This window comes from Fusobacterium sp. FSA-380-WT-3A, from assembly GCF_012843705.1.
Taxonomy (GTDB): Bacteria; Fusobacteriota; Fusobacteriia; order Fusobacteriales; family Fusobacteriaceae; genus Fusobacterium_B.
On record NZ_JABAFQ010000008.1, the window covers coordinates 20,854 to 40,955 of the forward strand.

The window sequence follows — 20,102 nt, forward strand, 5'->3', positions numbered from 1 at the left end:
TTTCTTCTGTTTTTATCTCTTATTTATCAAAATCAAATAAAGTTGTTAATGAGAAATCTTTTAAAGTGCTAAATTTATAACCAAATCCTAATCCTACTCTCCATTCTTTATCATAAGCATTTTTATTTCCATTTTCCGTAGAATCCATATTTATATTATAGTTTACTTTTACATTATATAGAATTCCATTTTCTAATTCTGTTTCATATTTTGCTCCTATAGAGATTTCATCTTGGATTTTATGAGGAATTAATACATCAAAACTACTTCCACCATAGTTTGCTGTTATAGTATCTTCTTCATATCCATCTAAAATTCTTGTATATGTTACTCCTCCTGATAATGTATATTTTCCTTTATCTGTCATTATTACTTTCTTAATGTTTGCTCCTATACTTCCCTCTAAGACATTAAAGTCTTTTGAATCAACATTTAAAGATAAAGGTCTATCATTTCCTTCATTTATTTCCTCTTGTTTTATATATGAATATGATAATCCTGCTTTTGGCTCAAAATATAATCCATCACTTAATTTCAATGAGTATTTTGCATCTAAGTAAACATTAAATGCATTATCTGAGTAATTTTTGTCATAAGAATTATTTATTATTCTTCTTGTAGAATCATATTCTGAATATTGATATCCTATTCCTGTTGTAATTCTTAAATCTTTAATATCTTTTTTAGTATATAATCCTAAGTATGCTGATATTCCATCTAATTTTGAAAAAGCAACAGTTGTATCAATATTATTTCCTCCTAATAAAATACCTCCTGATAATGTATCAGTGAATCCATATTCAAATTGTCCATAAGCACCAGTCATTTTTATATCTACATTAGTATCAGCAGAGTCTGTATCAAATCCATGATAATTTCTTCCATAGTAAGTTTGTTCTTGGTCTCCATTTTCATGTGTAAGTCCACCAAAAATAATCCATTCATCTTTTAATGGTTTAAATTGATTATCTCTTACAGTATCGTGGAATAATTCCATAGATTTTCTAGTAGCTTCATTTGAGAAAGAGTAAGGAGTTTCTGTATAAACACTTCTTAAATATCCAAGTAAAGTAGCCATTTGAGTTACTTCTTCTGTATATTTTTCTCCATTTACATTTCCCCAGTTAATAGAAGTTACTATACCATTAAGAGCACTAAAATTATTTTCTCCACTTGAATGAATACCTTTATATATATCATTTAATTTTATATATATTTGTGCTTCTTCTTTTTTTATTATTCCAAATAAATCTTCTTCAGATTTTATATGAGCTTTTGTATTATATTTTCCATATTTAATAAAATATAGTATAAAAATAATTTCAGTATAACTTAATCATATAAAATTATTTTTTCTAATAATTTCAATACTTTTTATGTAATATTATAATAATTTTATTTCTTTTAACTCTTTAATAAATCAAACTATATATAATATATATTTGTAATATATGTGAAATTTATGATATATTTTATTTGCTTTTTATTATTATGTGTATATTTTTTAAGGAGGAACATTTGAATGATATTAGAACTTACTAGTATCCAAACTATGACATTAGCTATCCTAGTTTTATATCTAGGAAAATTTCTTAATAATACTTTTAAATTTTTAAAGGAAAATTGTATTCCAGATGCAGTAACTGGAGGAACTGTTTTTTCAATTATTACTTTAATAGGTTATGAAACTCATCTTTTTTCATTTGTATTTGATGATACTTTAAGAGAAATATTTATGATTGCATTTTTTACAACAGTTGGTTTTTCAGCAAGTATAAAACTTTTAAAGAAAGCTGGACTTCCTGTTCTTATGTTTTTAATTGCTGCTGTTGGGTTAACTTTTTTCCAAAATGCAGCTGGTATTCTTATGGCAAAATTTTTAAAAGTTAATTTACTTATTGGTTTAGCTACAGGTTCTTTAGCTACAACAGGAGGACCTGGTACAGCTGGAGCTTTTGGACCTATTATGGAAAGTTTTGGAGCTCCTGGAGCTACAATGGTGGCTATGGCTACAGCCACTTATGCTTTAATAGCTGGTAGTATTATTGCTGGTCCTATTTGTAAAAGATTAATAGAAAAACATTCACTTTTAGAAAAACATAAAGATTCTAATAATTTTTCATCAAGTGAAAATAAAAATGAATTTCTTATTACAAAAAAAGTTATCCCTACAGGATTTCAAGTTATTATAGCTATGGGAATTGGAAGTTTAATTTCAAGTTTCTTGAATAGTTTAGGTTTAGTTTTACCACCATATATTGGGGCTATGTTTGCTGCTGCTTTAATGAGAAATATTTCTGATTATACAGGAAAATTTCAAATTGATTTGAATATAATTTCTACTATTGGAAGTTTTACTTTAGCAATGTTTTTATCAATGACTCTTATGGCATTTAAACTTTGGGAATTAAAAGAATTGGCTCTTCCACTTGTATTGATGTTAATAGGTCAAACTATTCTTATGGGAGCTTTTGCTTATTTTATTACTTTTAATCTTACAGGTAGAGACTATGATGCTGCTATTATAACTGGTGGTCATTGTGGTTGTGGTTTTGGTACTACTCCAAAGGCTCTTGCTAATATGGAAGCCCTTACTGAAAGATATCTTCCATCGCCAAAAGCATTTTTCGTTATACCTATAGTTGGAAGTTTATTTATAGATTTCTTTAATGCTGGTATAATTACATTTTTTATAAATTTAGTAAAATAAAAAATTTATATTTTCCAAATAAAAAATACACTCTTATCTTTTACAAGATTTGAGTGTATCTTTTTAATTATTTTTATTTTTCATTTATTCTTCTACGAATACTTCTTTTCCTAATCCACAGATAGGACAAACCCAATCTTCAGGTAAATCTTCAAAAGAAGTTCCTGGAGCTATTCCATTTTCTTCATCTCCTAATGCTGGGTCATAAATATATCCACAAGGTTCACATTTCCATTTTTTCATAATTTTTTCCTCCTATTTTATCTTTTCTTCAAAATTAATCCTTTTATAATTTCAGCCATTAATTCTTTTCCAGCTTCTTCATTTAATATATTATCTATTATCTCTTCATAAGAAATTTTTAATTCTTTTAAGTCTCCACAATCTTCTGTAAGAGAAATTCCATTTTCCTCTGGAGTTATTGTAAGTATATGAGGACATTCAGTATATTTTTCATCACCTAATAATAAATAATTCAATTTTTGACTTAAATCTTTATTCATAAAACTAATCCTCCTTTATTCTTTTATATCTTAATTATATCATATTTTTATCTAAAAGTAAAGATTATATTTTTATAATCATTACATTTTATAATTTTTTTACAATAATATTTTTTAAATAATAATTTAGTTAAAATTTAATAACTAAATAAAAAATACACCTATCTCACAAAGATTTAGGTGTATAATTTACAAAATATTTTAATCAAATAATTCTTCTAAAGAAAATACTAATTCTTCTCTCTTCTCTTTAAAATTTTTTAATTTTCTGATAGGGAAATCACTTCCATAAAGTTTTACAAATATATTTAAAATTTCAGTATCTAAATTATCTTTTCTAACTTTTTTCTTGTCATATAAAGGGGCTCTTTTTTCAATTTCTCCTTCTATATTAAGAAGTAACATATTTTTTCTTACTCCAACAATCTCTACTTCTCTACACTTATCTTGATAAGCAGCTTCTAAATTTTGAGCCTTTCTTTTTTCAGCATTTTGTCTTCTATTTTCAGTTCTTTGTTTTATAGCTTTTTCTTCTAAAATTCTTTTTTGTTTTCTTTTAGCTTTAATAACAGAATATTCTTTTCCCTTTGGTTTATTTTTACTTATAACTTCCATATTTTCACCTCTCTTACTTAAACACACATATACAAAAATTTTGGCATAACGATTAATTATAGCATAAAAAACAAAAAAATTCTATTAATTTCTAAAAAATCTCATGAAATATTTTAGAAAATATAGTATAATATTATGTCCGAGTGTGTAAAAAAATTAGATAGGAGAATGTATGAATAGAGAAGTAATTATTGTAGGAGCTGGACTTGCTGGTAGTGAGGCTGCTTATCAACTAGCTCAAAGAGGAATACATGTAAAACTTTATGAAATGAGACCAAAAATTTCTACAGAAGCTCATAAAACAGAAAATTTTGCTGAGCTTGTTTGTAGTAATTCATTAGGAGGTGACCATTTAGGAAATGCCAGTGGACTTATGAAAGAGGAGCTTAGACTTTTTGGTTCTTTACTTATTAAAATAGCTGATGAATTTAGAGTACCAGCTGGACAAGCTCTTGCTGTTGATAGAACTCTTTTTTCTGAAAAAGTAACTGAAATTTTAAAAAATCATCCAAATATAGAGATTATTAATGAAGAGTTAAAAGAGATTCCAATGGATAAAATAGTTCTTTTAGCAAGTGGTCCTCTTACATCTTTTGAACTTTCACAAAATATTAAAAATCTTACAAAAGATGAATATTTATATTTCTATGATGCTGCTGCTCCTATTGTAACATTTGAATCAATAGATAAAGAAAAAGTATATTTCCAATCTCGTTATGATAAAGGGGATGGTGAATATATAAATTGTCCTATGACAGAAGAGGAGTACAATAGATTTTATGAGAATTTAATTACAGCTGAAAGAATCCCTCTTAAAAAATTTGAAGAGGAAAAATTATTTGAAGCTTGTATGCCTGTTGAAAGAATAGCTGGACGTGGAATAAAAACTCTTTTATATGGTCCACTAAAACCAAAAGGACTTACAAATCCTAGAACAAATACAAGAGATTATGCTGTAGTCCAACTTAGACAAGATGATAAAGAGGGAAAAATGTATAACCTTGTAGGTTTTCAAACTAATCTTAAATGGGGAGAACAAAAGAGAGTATTTTCTATGATACCTGGACTTGAAAATGCTGAATTTGTAAGATATGGTGTTATGCACAGAAATACTTTTATAAATTCTCCAAAAGTTTTAACTACATCATTAAACTTAAAAGAATATGATAATATATATTTTGCTGGACAAATTACAGGTAGTGAAGGATATGTTTGTGCTATAGCCACAGGACTTATGGCAGCAATAAATATTTATAATAAATTAGAAGGAAAAGAATCTTTAGTATTAGAAGATATATCTTCAATAGGTGCTATTATTAAATATATTACAGAGGAGAAAAAAGACTTTCAACCTATGGGACCAAATTTTGGTATGATTAGAGATTTAGAAGGTAAAAAAATTAGAGATAAAAGAGAGAGATACAATAAAATTTCACAGAGAGCTATAGAGTATTTAAAGAAAAATTTTCCTAATTATATAAAATAAAATATGATAAAATGTTATTATGGAGGTGATATTTTGGAAAAGCTTATAAAAGATTTTTTATTCTATTCAGAATTTACAATTAGAAAAAAAGACAGTAGTATAAAATCTTTGAAAAAAGATTTAGAACAACTTCTAGAATATTCCCTTGAAAATAATATTACAGATATAAAGAAAATATCATCTACTGATATTAGAGATTTTTCTATAAAACTTCAAAAAGATAATGTTACAAAAAGAAGTTTAAGTAGAAAATTATCATCTATTAGAGTGTTTTTTAAATACCTTATGGAAAATAAAATCATTGACAAAAATCCGATGGCACCAATAAAGACACCTAATTTTAATATAGAAATTCCTGAAATTTTATCTTTAGACGAGATAAATATCTTAAGAAATTCTATGGATACTTCTAAATGTAATGGTATTAGAGATAGACTTATTTTAGAATTGCTTTTTTCTTCTGGGATAACTCCTATTGAGCTTATAAATCTTAGTGAAAGAGCTATAAAAATAGATGAAAGAGAAGCAATTATTTCCAATGGAAAAGAGATTAGACGGATATTTTTTAGTGAAACTACTAGAAAATATTTAAAATTATATTTAGAAGCAAAAAAAATAAAATATAAAGATAAATATAATGAAGATATTATTTTTGTAAATGGTTCTGGAGATAGATTAAGCGATAGGTCTTTAAGAAGATTATTGGTTAGATATGGAAAGAGAGCAGGAATTAAAAAAGAGGTAAACCCATTTATATTTAGACATACTTTTGGTGCTTACATGCTTTCTCATGGAATGAATATCTATCATTTAAAAAAACTTATGGGACATTTAAATATAGAAACTACTAAAATTTATCAAGAACTTATTAAAAAACCAATTATATTAAAAAGTTTAAATATTATAGATAATAATTCATAAAAATGGAGGTATATTTTTGTGGAAAAAATGAAAGCAACTACAATTTTGATTGTAAAAAAAGGTGAAAATGTAGCTATAGCTGGAGATGGACAAGTTACTTTAGGGGATACTATTGTAAAATCAAAGGCTAAAAAAATTCGTAAAATAAAAGACCATAATATTCTTTTGGGATTTGCTGGAATAGCTTCTGATGCCTTTGTTTTAGAAGAAAAATTTGAACAATACCTTGATGAGTATAGAGGTAATTTAAAAAAAGCAGCTGTTGAACTTGCTAAAGATATTAGAAATGATAAATTCCAAAGAGTTATGGAAGCAGCTCTTGTAGTTGGTGGAAAAGATGGAATTTATTCTATATCTGGTAATGGAGATATATTAGAACCTGAAGAAGATTTAATAGCTATTGGTAGTGGTGGAAATTACGCCTATGCTTCTGGATTAGCTTTACTTAAACATACAAATATGACAGCTTCTGAAATAGCTCGTGAATCTTTAAATATAGCTAGTTCTATATGTATATATACAAGTTCTAATATTATAGTAGAAGAAATTTAATTTTTGGAGGATATATGGCAAAATTCTGTGTAGGTTGTGGAGTAGAATTACAAGGAATTGACAAAAATAAAGAGGGATTTTTACCTTTATCTGTATTAGAAAAAGAGGAAAATCAAGGAAAAGATTTATATTGTCAAAGATGTTTTAAAATAAAAAATTATGGGGAATATATCCCCATCAATCTTACAAGAGCTGATTATAGAAAAGAAGTTCATGAAACTTTAAAAGAAGCTAATGTGGCTGTGGCTATATTTGATGCTATAGACTTTGAAGGTTCTTTTGATTATGAAATTTTAGATATTTTAAGAGAGATGGATTCAATAGTAGTTTTAAATAAAATAGATTTAATTCCTGATGATAAACATCCATCAGAAGTAGCTGATTGGATAAAATATCGTCTTGGTGAAGAAGGAATAGCTCCTCTTGATGTAGCTATTGTAAGTAGTAAAAAAGGTTATGGAATAAGTGGAATTTATAAAAAACTTAATCACTTTTTCCCTGAGGGTGTAACTGCCATAGTTTTAGGTGTTACAAATGTTGGAAAATCTAGTATTATAAATAAAATCATTGGAAAAAATATAGCTACTGAATCAAAATATCCTGGAACTACATTGAAAAGTTCTAAGAAAAAAATTACTAATGGAAATATAACTTTAATAGATACTCCAGGATTAATTCCTGAAGGAAGATTTTCTGATTTAGTTTGTGAAAAATGTAATCTTGATATAGTTCCATCAATGGAGATTTCAAGAAAAACATATAAAACAGGAAAAGATAGAGTAATATTTATAGGAGGACTTGTAAAAATAAGAGTTCTTAGTGAAAATGAATTTGACCCTATTTTCTCTGTATATGCTTCTAAAAATATAACTTATCACGATACAAATTTAGAAAAAGCTCAAGAGTTAGAATCTTCTAATAGAAGAGATTTATTCTATCCACCTTGTGAAGAATGTTATACAAATCCAGATTTAAAAGATTTGGTTACAGAAGAATTTATTGTAGAAAGTGGAGAAGAATTGGTATTTAAAGGACTAGCTTGGCTATCTGTAAAAAGAGGTCCTCTTCATTTAGAAGTTACTTACCCTAAAAAAGGTGAAATTATCACTAGAAGAGCTTTTATTAAACCAAAAAGATAACAGGTGATAATATGATGCTTAACTCTTTAAAAGAAAAGGGATATTATATTGAAATTATAATAATTATTGTATCCATTATATTTTTAGGAATTTATTTTTTAAAACCTAGTTTTTATGAAATAAAATATGTTAAAAAAGCTGAAATTGTAGAAAAAAATCTTATAGAACTTAGAATAGCACTTGAAAAATACTATCAAATAGCTGGACATTATCCAGAACTTAGTAAAGATGGAGCTGCTGATAACTTGAGAATTTTAGATTATACAAATAAAAAAGGAATTCTTATTTCCTTTGCTGATATTTATGGAAATGATTCTTTAAAACCTACAGAAGATACAGAAAAATTAATAAGAACTAATAAAGTTATAGATACAAATGATTTTAAAAATGCTGAATTAAATGGTGGTTGGCTATATGATTCTTCTGGTCAAACAGGAGAAATTCACCCTAATTTACCAAAAAATGCTTATTTCCAAAATATTATTTGGACTAGAAGATAAATAGGAGGATAAATGAAATACGATATAATTTTTCTTGGTGGTGGACAAGCTGGAGTTTTTGGAGCTTATGAAGCTATAACAAAAAATCCTGATTTAAAAGTTTTAGTAATTGATAAAGGAAAAATGTTAAAAAATAGAGTTTGTCCAAAGGAACTTACAGGAAAATGTGCTAATTGCCCTACTTGTTCTATTATATATGGAGTAAGTGGAGCTGGAGCTTTCTCTGACTCAAAATTTAATATGGATTATAAAGTTGGAGGAGATGTTCATAAAGTTACAGGAAAAGAGATTGTTAATGAAACTATAAAAGATGTTGTTAATATATATAGAAAATTTGGATTTAATGAAGAGCCTACAGGACTTAAATATAATCCAGCTATGATAGAAATAAAAAGAAAATGTATAGAGAATAGAGTTCAACTTATAGATACTCCTACTATGCATTTAGGAACTGATGGTTCTAGAAAATTATATACAAAACTTATAGATTTTCTTTTAGAAAAAGGTGTAGAGTTTAAAGTTGAAAGAGATATAGAAGAGCTTCTTATAAAAGATGGAAAAATTTATGGAGCTAAAGTTTTATATAAAGGTGAGCCAGAAGAATATTATTCTGATAATGTTTTACTTGCTATGGGTAGAAGTGGAGCTCAAAAAGTTATGGAAATGTGCCATAAAACTGGAGTTAAATGTTCTAACGGAGCTATTGATGTAGGAGTTAGAGTTGAGATTCCTGATATTGTTATGAAAGAAATAAATGAAAATTTCTATGAAGCTAAAATGATATATTATTCAAAAACTTATAAAGATAAAATGAGAACTTTCTGTAGTAATCCTAGTGGATTTATAGCTATGGAAAAACATGCTGATGATGTAGTTTTAGCCAATGGACATGCCTATAAAAATAAAAAATCTCAAAATACAAACTTAGCTTTACTATGTACAAAAACATTTACAGAACCTTTTGACAAACCATTTGAGTATGCTACAGCTATAGCAAAAATGTCATCAATGCTTACAGGGGGAAAACTTCTTCTTCAATCTTATGGAGATTTAAAAGAGGGAAAACGTTCTACTGAAGAAAAATTAGAAAGACTTAATATTGTTCCTACTACTTCTGATTATGTAGCTGGAGATATTTCTCTTGCTTGTCCAAAAAGAATATTAGATAACATTATTGAGTTTATAGAAGCTCATGATAAAATTACTCCAGGATTTGCTTCTGCTGATTTACTTCTTTATTTCCCAGAAATAAAATTCAGAAGTACAAGAATGGAAATTGATTCTAATATGATGACTAATATAGATGGACTTTATGCTGCTGGAGATGGTTCTGGTTATGGTAGTGGATTAAATATTGCTGCTGTAATGGGAATATTGGCTGTTAGACATATGCTAACTAGAATATAAAGGAAGGAAATTATGTTTTTACCTACTACTTTAGAAGAAGTAAAAAAATTAGGTTGGGATTCTCTTGATGTAATTCTTATATCAGGAGATACCTATATTGATTCATCATACAATGGAACTGCCCTTATTGGAAAATGGCTTGTAAAAAATGGTTATAAAGTTGGAGTTATTGCTCAACCTGATATAAATTCTCCAGATGATATTACTCGTCTTGGTGAACCAAAACTTTATTGGGGAGTTTCTGCTGGTTGTGTTGATTCAATGGTAGCCAATTATACAGCTACAAAAAAAAGAAGACATAAAGATGATTTCACTCCTGGTGGAGAAAATAATCGTCGTCCTGATAGAGCTTCTATAGTTTATACAGGACTTATTAGAAGATTTTTTAAAAACAGTAAAATTCCTATTGTTTTAGGTGGAATAGAAGCAAGTCTTAGAAGAATTACTCACTACGATTATTGGTCTAATAATCTTCGTCGTTCTCTTATTTTCGATGCTAAAGCTGATATTCTCTCTTATGGAATGGGAGAAAAATCTATGCTTTCTCTAGCTGAGGCTATAAAAAACAACAAAGATTGGAGAAATATTCGTGGACTTGCATATATTTCAAAAGAAGCAAATCCTGATTATATTACTGTTCCATCTTTTGAAGAATGTGTTGAAGATAAATTTAAATTTATAGATATGTTTAATATATTCTATAAAAATTGTGACCCAATTACAGCTAAGGGATTAAATCAAAAACATGGAGATAGATGGCTTATACAAAATCCACCATCAGAAACTTTTTCTCAAGAATTACTTGATGAAATCTATGGTTTAGACTACGAAAGAGATGTACATCCATATTATAAAGCTCAAGGATTTGTAAGAGCTATTGATACTATAAAATATTCTCTTACAACTCATAGAGGTTGTTATGGAGAATGTAATTTTTGTGCTATTGCTATTCATCAAGGAAGAACAGTTTCATCTCGTAGCGAAGAATCAATACTAAAAGAGATAAAAGATATTACTAAGGATAAAAAATTTAAAGGTCATATATCAGATTTAGGTGGGCCTACTGCTAATATGTATCAAATGGAATGTAGTAAAAAATTAAAATTTGGAGCTTGTAGTGATAAAAGATGCCTTTATCCAAATGTTTGTCCAGCTCTAAAACCTAACCACAAAAAACAAATTGATATTTTGACAAAAATAAGAAATCTTGATAAAATAAAAAAAGTATTTATTGCTTCTGGTATAAGATATGATTTAATCTTAGGAGATAAAGTAAATGGTGATAAATATTTGGAAGAAATAGTTGCTCATCATGTATCTGGACAGATGAAAATTGCTCCAGAACACACAGAGGATAAAATCCTTGACTTAATGGGAAAGCCTGGAAAAGATGAACTTATTAAATTTAAAAGAAGATTTTATGAATTAAATAAAAAGTTAGATAAAAAACAATTTTTAACTTACTATTTAATAGCTGCTCATCCAGGTTGTAACGAAAAAGATATGTTAGATTTAAAGATTTTTGCTTCTGAGGAATTAAAAATAAGCCCTGAACAAGTTCAAATCTTTACCCCTACACCATCTACTTATGCTACTTTGATGTATTATACAGAGATAAATCCTTTTACAGAAAAGAAAATATTTGTAGAAAAGGATAATGGTAAAAAAGAAAAACAAAAAAATATTATTATTCCTCGTGAGAAAAATCAAAATACTTCTCATAAATCTACATTTAATAAAGATAAAAAAGTTTTATCAAATAAATCTGATAAAAATAATTTTAAAAATAAAAATTTCAAAAAAACTAGATAATAAATTTAATTTCATATCTTAAATCCTGAACCCTTTAAGATAAAAAACTTAAATTTTTATTATAAAAAATTTGTATAAAGGAGGAAATATGAAACCAATTGTTGCTATTATTGGAAGACCTAATGTTGGAAAATCTACTCTTTTTAATAAGCTAGTTGGAGATAGAGTTGCTATTGTTGATGACCAACCAGGTGTTACAAGAGATAGACTTTATAGAGATACTGAATGGAATGGAAGAGAATTTGTTTTAGTTGATACTGGAGGACTAGAACCTAGAAATAATGATTTTATGATGACAAAAATAAAAGAACAAGCTGAGGTTGCTGTTACTGAAGCTGATGTTATTTTATTTGTTGTTGATGGAAAAGCTGGACTTACAGCTTTAGATGAAGAGGTAGCTTACTATCTTAGAAAAAAAACAAAACCTGTTATCCTTTGTGTAAATAAAATAGATAACTATACAGAACAACAAGATGATTTAATAGATTTCTGGGCTTTAGGTTTTGATAATCTTATAGGAATTTCAGCTGAACATAAAACAAACTTAGGAGATATGTTAGATTTAGTTGTGGAATTAATTGATACTGTTGAAATTCCAGAAGAAGAGGAAGATGGATTAAAAATTGCCATTATCGGTAAACCTAATGCTGGAAAATCTTCTCTTGTTAATAAATTATGTGGAAAAAATAGAACTATTGTAAGTAATATTGCTGGAACTACAAGAGATGCTATTGACACTCCTGTAATGTTCAATGAGAATAAATATATTTTAATTGACACTGCTGGAATTAGAAGAAAATCTAAAGTTGAAGAAGCTTTAGAGTATTATTCAGTATTAAAAGCTTTAAAAGCTATAAAAAGAGCTGATGTATGTTTCTTATTATTTGATGGTAAAGAGGGACTTACTGAACAAGATAAAAGAATAGCTGGTATTGCTCATGAAGAAAAGAAACCAATAGTTATAGTTGTTAATAAATGGGACTTAATAGAAAAATCTAAGGATACTATGAAAGAGATGAAAGAAAGTTTACTTGCTGAGTTACCTTTCCTTGCTTATGCTCCTATTGAATTTATTTCAGCTTTAACAGGACAAAGAACTATAAATCTTTTTGAAATAGCTGATAATATCTATGAAGAGTATACTAGAACTATCTCTACAGGACTTCTTAATACTGTTATTAATGAAGCTGTTATTATGAATCCACCTCCTACAAGAAAAGGTAGAGTTACTAAAATCAATTATGCTACTCAAGTTGGTACTGCACCACCTAAATTTGTTTTATTCTGTAATTATCCAGAGCTTGTACACTTCTCATACTCTAGATATATAGAAAATAAATTAAGAGAAGCATTTGGATTTGAAGGTTCTCCAATAGAGATTTCTTTTGAAAAGAAAAATTAATGAAATAAAAAAATGTGTAGGTAAAATATCTACACATTTTTATTTTACTTAAATTTTACAAAGTACTAAAACCCTATTAAAGAAATCTCAGAAGAAATGTATATTTTTTCATACTTAAATTTTACAAGGTACTAAAACTAATTATTTCGGCTGTCAATTGTTCTTTTTATTTTTTCATACTTAAATTTTACAAGGTACTAAAACAGGTATCAGTCCATTCAATACTTCCTGTTGATTTTTTCATACTTAAATTTTACAAGGTACTAAAACCACCTAAAGGAAGAATAACAGGGTCTCCCTATTTTTTCATACTTAAATTTTACAAGGTACTAAAACTAGGAGGACTAGGGAATAAACTTCTTGATTATTTTTTCATACTTAAATTTTACAAGGTACTAAAACCCATTATGCTTTCTCCAAATAATTTTTTAAATTTTTTCATACTTAAATTTTACAAGGTACTAAAACCTTCTTTAGAGTTATTATAAGTAGACGCAGATTTTTTCATACTTAAATTTTACAAGGTACTAAAACCTAATTGTTATTTCGTATACATCATCACTTATTTTTTCATACTTAAATTTTACAAGGTACTAAAACACATCATAAACGAACTTCAAGAAAATCTAAATTTTTTCATACTTAAATTTTACAAGGTACTAAAACTGTCTCTTCTCTCTCTTTAAATTTGTTATAATTTTTTCATACTTAAATTTTACAAGGTACTAAAACACTTGTTTTATAAAAGGCGGGATGACACAAATTTTTTCATACTTAAATTTTACAAGGTACTAAAACAATTTACTGTTACTGCTGGAGGATACCAGAATTTTTTCATACTTAAATTTTACAAGGTACTAAAACTAATATCATTAATAGTTGCAGAAGTGGCCGATTTTTTCATACTTAAATTTTACAAGGTACTAAAACTTATCTTCTATTCTAGTTTTTGCTTTATTCATTTTTTCATACTTAAATTTTACAAGGTACTAAAACATAGCTTGTCTATTTCTTTTCTAATTCCTGATTTTTTCATACTTAAATTTTACAAGGTACTAAAACACAGCTTGTCTATTTCTTTTCTAATTCCTGATTTTTTCATACTTAAATTTTACAAGGTACTAAAACCTCAAATTTATTTTAACATTTTTTATCTAGTTTTTAAAGTAATTTCTCTATATAATTTGAAAATGGAGAAGAGTTATCATATAGAATATCCTTTTTATACTTTATATTTGATAGCTTTAAATAAAATAATAATAAAAATATATATTCATAATTTTCTATAAAACATCTACTTTCATCTAAAATAAATTTGTTAGATATAGTATCCTTATAAAAAATCTCTCCTAAATATAATTCCAAAACAAACTTTAATTTATTTTTTATATTTTCTTCTGTTTCTAAAATAGGATAATTTTCTTCAAACTTATTTATTACTTCATCTTCTAATAAAAAATTTTTTAACTTATTTTCTTGATAAATATTAATCAAATCTAAATTAGAAAAATCAAAAAGATATTTTGAAAAGGTTGCTATTATAACTTGATTATCAATAGAAAGATTTTTTAGAAATTTTTTTAATTTCATTAATTCTTTTAAAGATAAACTTCTTTCAGGAAAAAGAAAAATAAATATTTTATCCTTTATATTTTCTTTTTCTAAAATTCCTAAATTTAATTTTATTTTTTCAAAAGTACTTAAATCATTCATTATAATTTCTTTATTTTCTTTTTTTATAATTATATTTATCTTTTTTACTAAATCAGAAGAAGTTAATTCATTAAAGGAAAATATAATATCTAAATTACTATATTTTGTAATTTCTTTTGATAAATTTTCTGTTGTTTCTTCTATTTCTAAATCCTTTATTAAATTATTAATTGTTATAAGCAAAGGTTCTGTTGGTAATTTTTCTTTAAAAAAATTGTTTAGTTTTGAATATAATTCACTTTTACTTCCTAATTCAAATTCTATATCTAAATTTTCTTTATCAAGATATATACATTCTTTTGAAGAAATAGGCTCTTTTTTTCTTGAAAAATAATTTACTATATTTAATTTTAAATCATCTAAGTTTTTATCATTTTTTCCTATCTTTTTTCCTGAAAAATAAAAATATATACTATCACAAATATTTTTTAGTAGTATCTCATCATCTCCTGTAAGAACAGTATAATTTCTATTTTTAAATTGAAGAAAAGAGATATTTCTAAAATTATTTATCTCTAACATAGTTTCTCCTTTTAAAAAATTATCATTTTTTTATCTGTTATTATACTTTCTTGCTTACTTTTTTTACCTAAAAATATTTTCATTTTTTCATATTGTTTTTCTGTTATTATAAGTCCTCTTATAGAACCATCAGTTGGAATATAATTTTCAATCTTTTTTATATAATTATCTGCCATAGCTTGATTTGTACATATTCTTGTATATACAGAATATTGTAACATTAAAAATCCATTTTCTATTAAAAAATGTCTGAACTCCCTATACTCTTTTTTTTCAAAATTATCATTCATTGGAAGGTCAAACATAATTAAAAGTCGCATGTATTTATAACTCATAAAACTCTATTATTTCAAGATATGGCATTTTATTTTTATTAAATTTTCCTGTTTTGAAAAATTCTATAATAAATTCTATGTACTTTTCCATAGAATTATAAACAGTTTCCATATAAGAATTATATTTAATTTTACTATTTAAAAGATTGATAAGTTCTATTCTATCTTCTCGTGAAAAATACTCACTTTCTTTTATGTTTAAAAAAACATAATAATCTATAATAGGACGAAATACTTCTATAATATCACTAGCTAAATTAAATTGATTATATTCATTTTTATGATGTATACCTAAATAAGTTAATAGTCCTTTACTTGCTATTATTCTAGAAATTTTACTATTAAAAATAGTATATCCATAGTTCAAAGCACTATTTACAACATCATTATTACCCCTTATAAAGTTTTCTCCAAACAATTCTCTAAAATATATTTTTGCCCCAAGACCTTCTCTATTTTCTAAGTCATTTTCTTTTACTTCAGATATATATTTATCTAAAAGTATAGTTGTTTCTCCTATTTTTTTTAATTTCTTTAGAATTTCTTTTTGATTTTCTAATTTTACTTTTACAATTTCTTTCCATAACAATTTTTTTAGATTATTATCCCAATTAATTTGTTCTTCAACTATTTTATATTGTCTAAAATAACTATTTAAAGGAAAAATCATAGTTGTTGGATTGTATTTATCATCACAAAATATTAATAAAATATTATATTCAGTAATTTTATTCATAAGTTTTACAGTTAAAGATGTTCTATTATCTTCTAAAATTATACTTCCAATGTCTTTTAAAGGAATTTTATATTCTTCACCGTTTTTTATTATCATTAAGCTATCTAAATAAAGAGATAATCTCTCACTTTCAGTTATATAGATCGTTCTCCAACTCAATTTTACTCCAAAAATTCAAAAAAAGAAAAAGTCCCTCAAAAGAGGGACGATTCCGGTACAAGACCTTATTTTAGTAGGTCTTGAAAAATTTAAGTATGAAGACAAAGCGTCCTTTGTCATTCACAGTATAACATTTTTACTTTTTTATTTCAACTATTTTTTTATAATATTTTCAAACCTATCTTTTGCCACATACTCTTTTCCTAACATATTAGTATGAATTTTTTCAAATTTAACTACATCTTTTCCAATAGTTATAATTTTTTGTTTAGAACTTAGTGGTAATTTATTTAAAAATATATTGGCTTCCTCATTTGATAAATTTTTCTTAAAAAGTAAATTTATAGTGTCTTCTATTGGATATTCTTTATTATTTTTTGATAACTCTTTTAAGCTTTTTAAAATTTCAATTACATTTCCATAATTTTTATCTATCAAATCAACTTCTATATATTTTCTTTCATCATTATTGACACCTTTAAATCTAACTTTTTCTATGCTACCATCTTTTTTAGTTATTTTTATAATATTTCCATTATAAATAGAAAATTCAAATTTATAACTTTTATCTATTCCTTTTCTTAATTTTTCATTTTCATATTTTACATTATCTATTTCAAAGTAATTTCCTTTATCCCTCAACATTAAATATCTAGTACTTACAAACTTATATTCTTTTCCATTAAAATAGACATCAGCTCTATATGTTGGAATTGTATCCATTATTATTCTTTTCTTAGTAGTATTATATTTATGTGTTATATCTAAATGATTTCCCAATTGAGAAACTCTATATTTTAAAGTTGTTATAGCTGGTCCATTATCCTTTTTAGCATATTTTGTAATCGGTCCAAACTCTTCAAAATATTTAGTAAACGGATTTACTTTAGCAGTTTTTCCTCCATATTCATTAAATATTTTTAACATTTTATCAAAAGTTTGTCTGTCATTATGATATACTAAAAGGTCTTTATATAATTTTTCATCAGAAAAATATTTAACAATTTTACTTTTTTTATCATATATATCTGTAATTTTTCCTATAACATATTCTGTTTCTATTGGTTTACCTTTTTTATCTTGTTCTATATATTTTCTAGTACTATAAATAGTTTCATTCATAAGTTGACGATTAGGTTTTTTATCTACAAAATAAGAAAATTTAAAATCTTTATAATTTTTTATAATTTTTGAATATTCATAATTAAACAATTCTTTAAAAGATTTATCATCTAAAATTTCTCCTGTCCTAATATGATATCTAATATTTTCATCTTTATGGTAATATTCCTTAACCCATCTTAAATTATTAAGAATTTTTTCTCCCATTAAAATAATAAAGGCATCTTGTGCATGATGAATATGTGATACATCTCTTAATTTAGTTAAATCCCATTGTTTTCTAATTTGACTTGTAAAGCTTCCTTTAATAGATTTTATTTTAACATTTTTTTGTTTATCAATAAAAAATCTTCTTAACAAATTCATAAGTTCTCTTGTAGAGTAACGAGTATCTACCAAATTACGAGCTATAAAATTAGGAGAATATTTTGTAATTTCTTCTTCTAATAAAAGATTATCTCTTTTTTTCATAGAAATCATTTTTCTATTATACATTTCTAACACTTGCTTTTTAAAATCTTCATAACTTCTATTAGTACCACTTAAAGAAAAATATTCATAAGGGCTTCTTTGACCTTTATTTTGATTTTCTATTCTTTTTACAAAAACTTTATTATCTTGACTATCATCAAAAGATATAGAACGAGGTATTATATGGTCTATTTCATAAGCAAGTGGATTTTCTATTAAATTTTCTATTGGAATATATTCATTAGAATACATACATCTTCCATCTTGTTTATCCCAATATCTAATAAGTTCAAAATATTTTTTATCAAGTTTTCTTTCTGCTAAAATTTCTTTTATTTTATTTTTTTCAACTTCATTTCTTTTTTGGATTTCTTTTTGTATATTTTTAGCTTCATCAGAATTTTTTTCTCTAGCAAGTTCTATTACAATTTCATCAGGAATTCCATAAAGAGCTAAAATTTCATTAATTACATTTATACTCTGAATCATAGACCTTTTTACTGCTGGACTTACTACCCAATTATCTACAAAAGTTTTTGGAATATATTTATATTTTTCACTTCTAAAATCCATTTTATATGGAATGATTCCTTTTTCTGTAAAAAGTTCCATTTGATTTTTAGAAGTTTCTAATAAATCTTCCATTATTGAATCCATAGCTTTTTTAGATAAAGAATGAGTTCCTGTATATTTTAATTTATTTGCTAATTTTTCTACTATTTCATTATCAATTTCTATTTTCTTTTCACTAAACAATTCATTATATTTTAAAGTTCTTGTATTTACATCTTGATAATAAGTTGCAATTTTTCCAATTTCATTTAAAATATCTGTATCATTACAAAAATAAATCTTATTTATTTCTATATAACTTTCTAAAGATGTAAATATAGCTTTATTATCCTTATTTATTCTATATCCTGAAATATCATTTTCATCTATTTTTAAAGTTTTTGCTACTGTTTTAAGAGAAACTTCTTTTGTTTTTTTAAAGATTTCTATTAATCTTAACTTTTCTTCTTTTGTTAGTTTAGTATTCTCTTCTCTTTTTAAATTAAGATTATTAAAATCATTTAAAAGATTAAATAACTCTGCTGTATATGATTTTTTTACCATTCTGCGTTCTTCTGGAAAATAAGAACAATTTCCTACTAAATTATCCATCCATTCTTCTTCATCTTTCCAACTATATGGACTAGTTTTTCCTGGACCATCATAATATTTTCTTCTTCCTTCTAAAATATTTATATATTTTTCTATAAATTTATCATCAATTTGAGAAAAATAATTTTTTTGTGTATTTAAAACTTGACTAGCTTCTTTTATATATGATGTAGTTTTAAAATTATTTTCAATTCCTCTTATTTTTTTATTTTCTTTTAAGGCTTCTAATTGTAATTCACAAACAAAAATATCTTCTGATTTCAATCTAGCTTCATTTTTAGATAAAATATTTTTAGTAGATTCTTCTTCTACACTTGAAGTTTCAATATTAAATTCTCCTGCTCCTCTTCTTTTAATTAAATGAAAAAGAGCTATTGCTAATTCTTTATTTGTTAATTGATTATATAATCCTTTTTTTCTAATCTCATAAGGTAAAACTTCATTTGTATAGAAATCATATTCCTTATTATCTATGATTTTATAATCAAATAATAATTCTCTTAGTCTTTCTAACCTATGTTGTCTTCTTCTAAGTAATCTTCTTGAAGCCCTTCTCATTCTTCTTTTTCCATTTTCATCACTTTTAGCTTCAGGAAATAATCTTACTCCTGCATTTATTATTTTGTTATCATCATCTAATAAACACCAACCAACTGAAGCAATTCCAATATCTAACCCTAATCTAAATTTCATAACATCACCCATTTTTATAATTTTCTTATTATAAGTATATCATATTTTTATCTTTCATAATATAAATTTATCTATTTTTCTATTGTCATTCCCATGTCACAATCCTAAAATAAAATTATTTTAACAAATAAAATATGAGG

General features: G+C 25.4%; 17 protein-coding genes and 1 CRISPR repeat array. Of the genes, 9 read left to right on the top strand and 8 right to left on the bottom strand.

The window, feature by feature from the left end:
* Window positions 1-19: 19 nt before the first annotated feature.
* Window positions 20-1,078, bottom strand: a complete 1,059-nt coding sequence (locus HF862_RS06075; protein ID WP_170187024.1) for an autotransporter outer membrane beta-barrel domain-containing protein — start codon at window positions 1,076-1,078, stop codon at window positions 20-22.
* A 444-nt stretch (window positions 1,079-1,522) separates the two neighbouring features.
* Here HF862_RS06075 and gltS point away from each other — a divergent pair, with 444 nt between their 5' ends.
* Window positions 1,523-2,710: a sodium/glutamate symporter gene (gltS, locus tag HF862_RS06080; protein ID WP_170187025.1), complete on the top strand. Its 1,188-nt coding sequence runs from the start codon at window positions 1,523-1,525 to the stop codon at window positions 2,708-2,710.
* An 84-nt stretch (window positions 2,711-2,794) separates the two neighbouring features.
* Here the strand turns inward: gltS and rd are convergent, their stop codons facing one another.
* From rd to HF862_RS06095, 3 genes are all read right to left on the bottom strand, one after another.
* Window positions 2,795-2,953, bottom strand: coding sequence for a rubredoxin (rd, locus tag HF862_RS06085; RefSeq protein WP_170187026.1), 159 nt, complete (start codon window positions 2,951-2,953; stop codon window positions 2,795-2,797).
* 17 nt (window positions 2,954-2,970) lie between these two features.
* Entirely contained in the window at window positions 2,971-3,213 is a 243-nt protein-coding gene (locus HF862_RS06090) for a hypothetical protein (RefSeq protein WP_170187027.1), read from the bottom strand.
* 201 nt (window positions 3,214-3,414) lie between these two features.
* Entirely contained in the window at window positions 3,415-3,828 is a 414-nt protein-coding gene (locus HF862_RS06095; protein ID WP_027128369.1) for a hypothetical protein, read from the bottom strand.
* Between the two features lie 172 nt (window positions 3,829-4,000).
* Between HF862_RS06095 and trmFO the strand changes: the two genes are divergently transcribed.
* The 8 genes from trmFO to der all read left to right on the top strand — a co-directional run bounded on the left by trmFO (window position 4,001) and on the right by der (window position 13,047).
* Window positions 4,001-5,314, top strand: a complete 1,314-nt coding sequence (gene trmFO, locus HF862_RS06100; RefSeq protein ID WP_170187028.1) for a methylenetetrahydrofolate--tRNA-(uracil(54)-C(5))-methyltransferase (FADH(2)-oxidizing) TrmFO — start codon at window positions 4,001-4,003, stop codon at window positions 5,312-5,314.
* Window positions 5,315-5,347: 33 nt separating this feature from the next.
* On the top strand, window positions 5,348-6,235 hold the full coding sequence (locus HF862_RS06105) for a tyrosine-type recombinase/integrase (RefSeq protein ID WP_240934797.1): 888 nt from the start codon (window positions 5,348-5,350) through the stop codon (window positions 6,233-6,235).
* Window positions 6,236-6,262: 27 nt separating this feature from the next.
* Window positions 6,263-6,787, top strand: coding sequence for an ATP-dependent protease subunit HslV (gene hslV / locus HF862_RS06110; RefSeq protein WP_170187068.1), 525 nt, complete (start codon window positions 6,263-6,265; stop codon window positions 6,785-6,787).
* A 14-nt stretch (window positions 6,788-6,801) separates the two neighbouring features.
* Complete coding sequence (yqeH, locus tag HF862_RS06115; protein WP_170187030.1) at window positions 6,802-7,926, top strand: ribosome biogenesis GTPase YqeH; 1,125 nt, start codon at window positions 6,802-6,804, stop codon at window positions 7,924-7,926.
* Between the two features lie 14 nt (window positions 7,927-7,940).
* Window positions 7,941-8,426, top strand: coding sequence for a hypothetical protein (locus tag HF862_RS06120; protein WP_240934798.1), 486 nt, complete (start codon window positions 7,941-7,943; stop codon window positions 8,424-8,426).
* A 12-nt stretch (window positions 8,427-8,438) separates the two neighbouring features.
* Window positions 8,439-9,833: an NAD(P)/FAD-dependent oxidoreductase gene (locus tag HF862_RS06125; RefSeq protein WP_170187032.1), complete on the top strand. Its 1,395-nt coding sequence runs from the start codon at window positions 8,439-8,441 to the stop codon at window positions 9,831-9,833.
* A gap of 9 nt (window positions 9,834-9,842) precedes the next feature.
* Entirely contained in the window at window positions 9,843-11,645 is a 1,803-nt protein-coding gene (locus tag HF862_RS06130) for a YgiQ family radical SAM protein (RefSeq protein ID WP_370456850.1), read from the top strand.
* A gap of 88 nt (window positions 11,646-11,733) precedes the next feature.
* Window positions 11,734-13,047 (top strand): ribosome biogenesis GTPase Der, encoded by a 1,314-nt coding sequence (der, locus tag HF862_RS06135; protein ID WP_170187034.1) that lies wholly within the window; start codon window positions 11,734-11,736, stop codon window positions 13,045-13,047.
* A 36-nt stretch (window positions 13,048-13,083) separates the two neighbouring features.
* Window positions 13,084-14,175: direct repeats of the CRISPR family, unit length 36 nt; unit sequence ATTTTTTCATACTTAAATTTTACAAGGTACTAAAAC.
* Between the two features lie 33 nt (window positions 14,176-14,208).
* Here der and HF862_RS06140 read toward each other — a convergent pair.
* The 4 genes from HF862_RS06140 to cas9 all read right to left on the bottom strand — a co-directional run bounded on the left by HF862_RS06140 (window position 14,209) and on the right by cas9 (window position 19,962).
* The gene (locus tag HF862_RS06140) at window positions 14,209-15,282 is read right to left on the bottom strand and encodes a hypothetical protein (RefSeq protein WP_170187035.1); all 1,074 of its coding nucleotides are present in this window, start codon (window positions 15,280-15,282) and stop codon (window positions 14,209-14,211) included.
* A gap of 11 nt (window positions 15,283-15,293) precedes the next feature.
* On the bottom strand, window positions 15,294-15,617 hold the full coding sequence (gene cas2, locus HF862_RS06145; protein ID WP_206039040.1) for a CRISPR-associated endonuclease Cas2: 324 nt from the start codon (window positions 15,615-15,617) through the stop codon (window positions 15,294-15,296).
* Window positions 15,607-16,512, bottom strand: coding sequence for a type II CRISPR-associated endonuclease Cas1 (gene cas1 / locus HF862_RS06150; protein WP_170187036.1), 906 nt, complete (start codon window positions 16,510-16,512; stop codon window positions 15,607-15,609). Before cas1 ends, cas2 begins: the two co-directional genes overlap by 11 nt.
* Window positions 16,513-16,665: 153 nt before the next feature.
* Complete coding sequence (gene cas9, locus HF862_RS06155; protein ID WP_170187037.1) at window positions 16,666-19,962, bottom strand: type II CRISPR RNA-guided endonuclease Cas9; 3,297 nt, start codon at window positions 19,960-19,962, stop codon at window positions 16,666-16,668.
* Between the last annotated feature and the right edge of the window lie 140 nt (window positions 19,963-20,102).

What these genes read in the sequence shown, in the direction of transcription:
- HF862_RS06075 (WP_170187024.1), bottom strand. Translation starts at nt 1,078, where the DNA reads ATGGCTACTTTACTTGGATATTTAAGAAGTGTTTATACAGAAACTCCT.
- gltS (WP_170187025.1), top strand. Translation starts at nt 1,523, where the DNA reads ATGATATTAGAACTTACTAGTATCCAAACTATGACATTAGCTATCCTA.
- rd (WP_170187026.1), bottom strand. Translation starts at nt 2,953, where the DNA reads ATGAAAAAATGGAAATGTGAACCTTGTGGATATATTTATGACCCAGCA.
- HF862_RS06090 (WP_170187027.1), bottom strand. Translation starts at nt 3,213, where the DNA reads ATGAATAAAGATTTAAGTCAAAAATTGAATTATTTATTATTAGGTGAT.
- HF862_RS06095 (WP_027128369.1), bottom strand. Translation starts at nt 3,828, where the DNA reads ATGGAAGTTATAAGTAAAAATAAACCAAAGGGAAAAGAATATTCTGTT.
- trmFO (WP_170187028.1), top strand. Translation starts at nt 4,001, where the DNA reads ATGAATAGAGAAGTAATTATTGTAGGAGCTGGACTTGCTGGTAGTGAG.
- hslV (WP_170187068.1), top strand. Translation starts at nt 6,263, where the DNA reads ATGAAAGCAACTACAATTTTGATTGTAAAAAAAGGTGAAAATGTAGCT.
- yqeH (WP_170187030.1), top strand. Translation starts at nt 6,802, where the DNA reads ATGGCAAAATTCTGTGTAGGTTGTGGAGTAGAATTACAAGGAATTGAC.
- HF862_RS06120 (WP_240934798.1), top strand. Translation starts at nt 7,941, where the DNA reads ATGCTTAACTCTTTAAAAGAAAAGGGATATTATATTGAAATTATAATA.
- HF862_RS06125 (WP_170187032.1), top strand. Translation starts at nt 8,439, where the DNA reads ATGAAATACGATATAATTTTTCTTGGTGGTGGACAAGCTGGAGTTTTT.
- der (WP_170187034.1), top strand. Translation starts at nt 11,734, where the DNA reads ATGAAACCAATTGTTGCTATTATTGGAAGACCTAATGTTGGAAAATCT.
- HF862_RS06140 (WP_170187035.1), bottom strand. Translation starts at nt 15,282, where the DNA reads ATGTTAGAGATAAATAATTTTAGAAATATCTCTTTTCTTCAATTTAAA.
- cas2 (WP_206039040.1), bottom strand. Translation starts at nt 15,617, where the DNA reads ATGAGTTATAAATACATGCGACTTTTAATTATGTTTGACCTTCCAATG.
- cas9 (WP_170187037.1), bottom strand. Translation starts at nt 19,962, where the DNA reads ATGAAATTTAGATTAGGGTTAGATATTGGAATTGCTTCAGTTGGTTGG.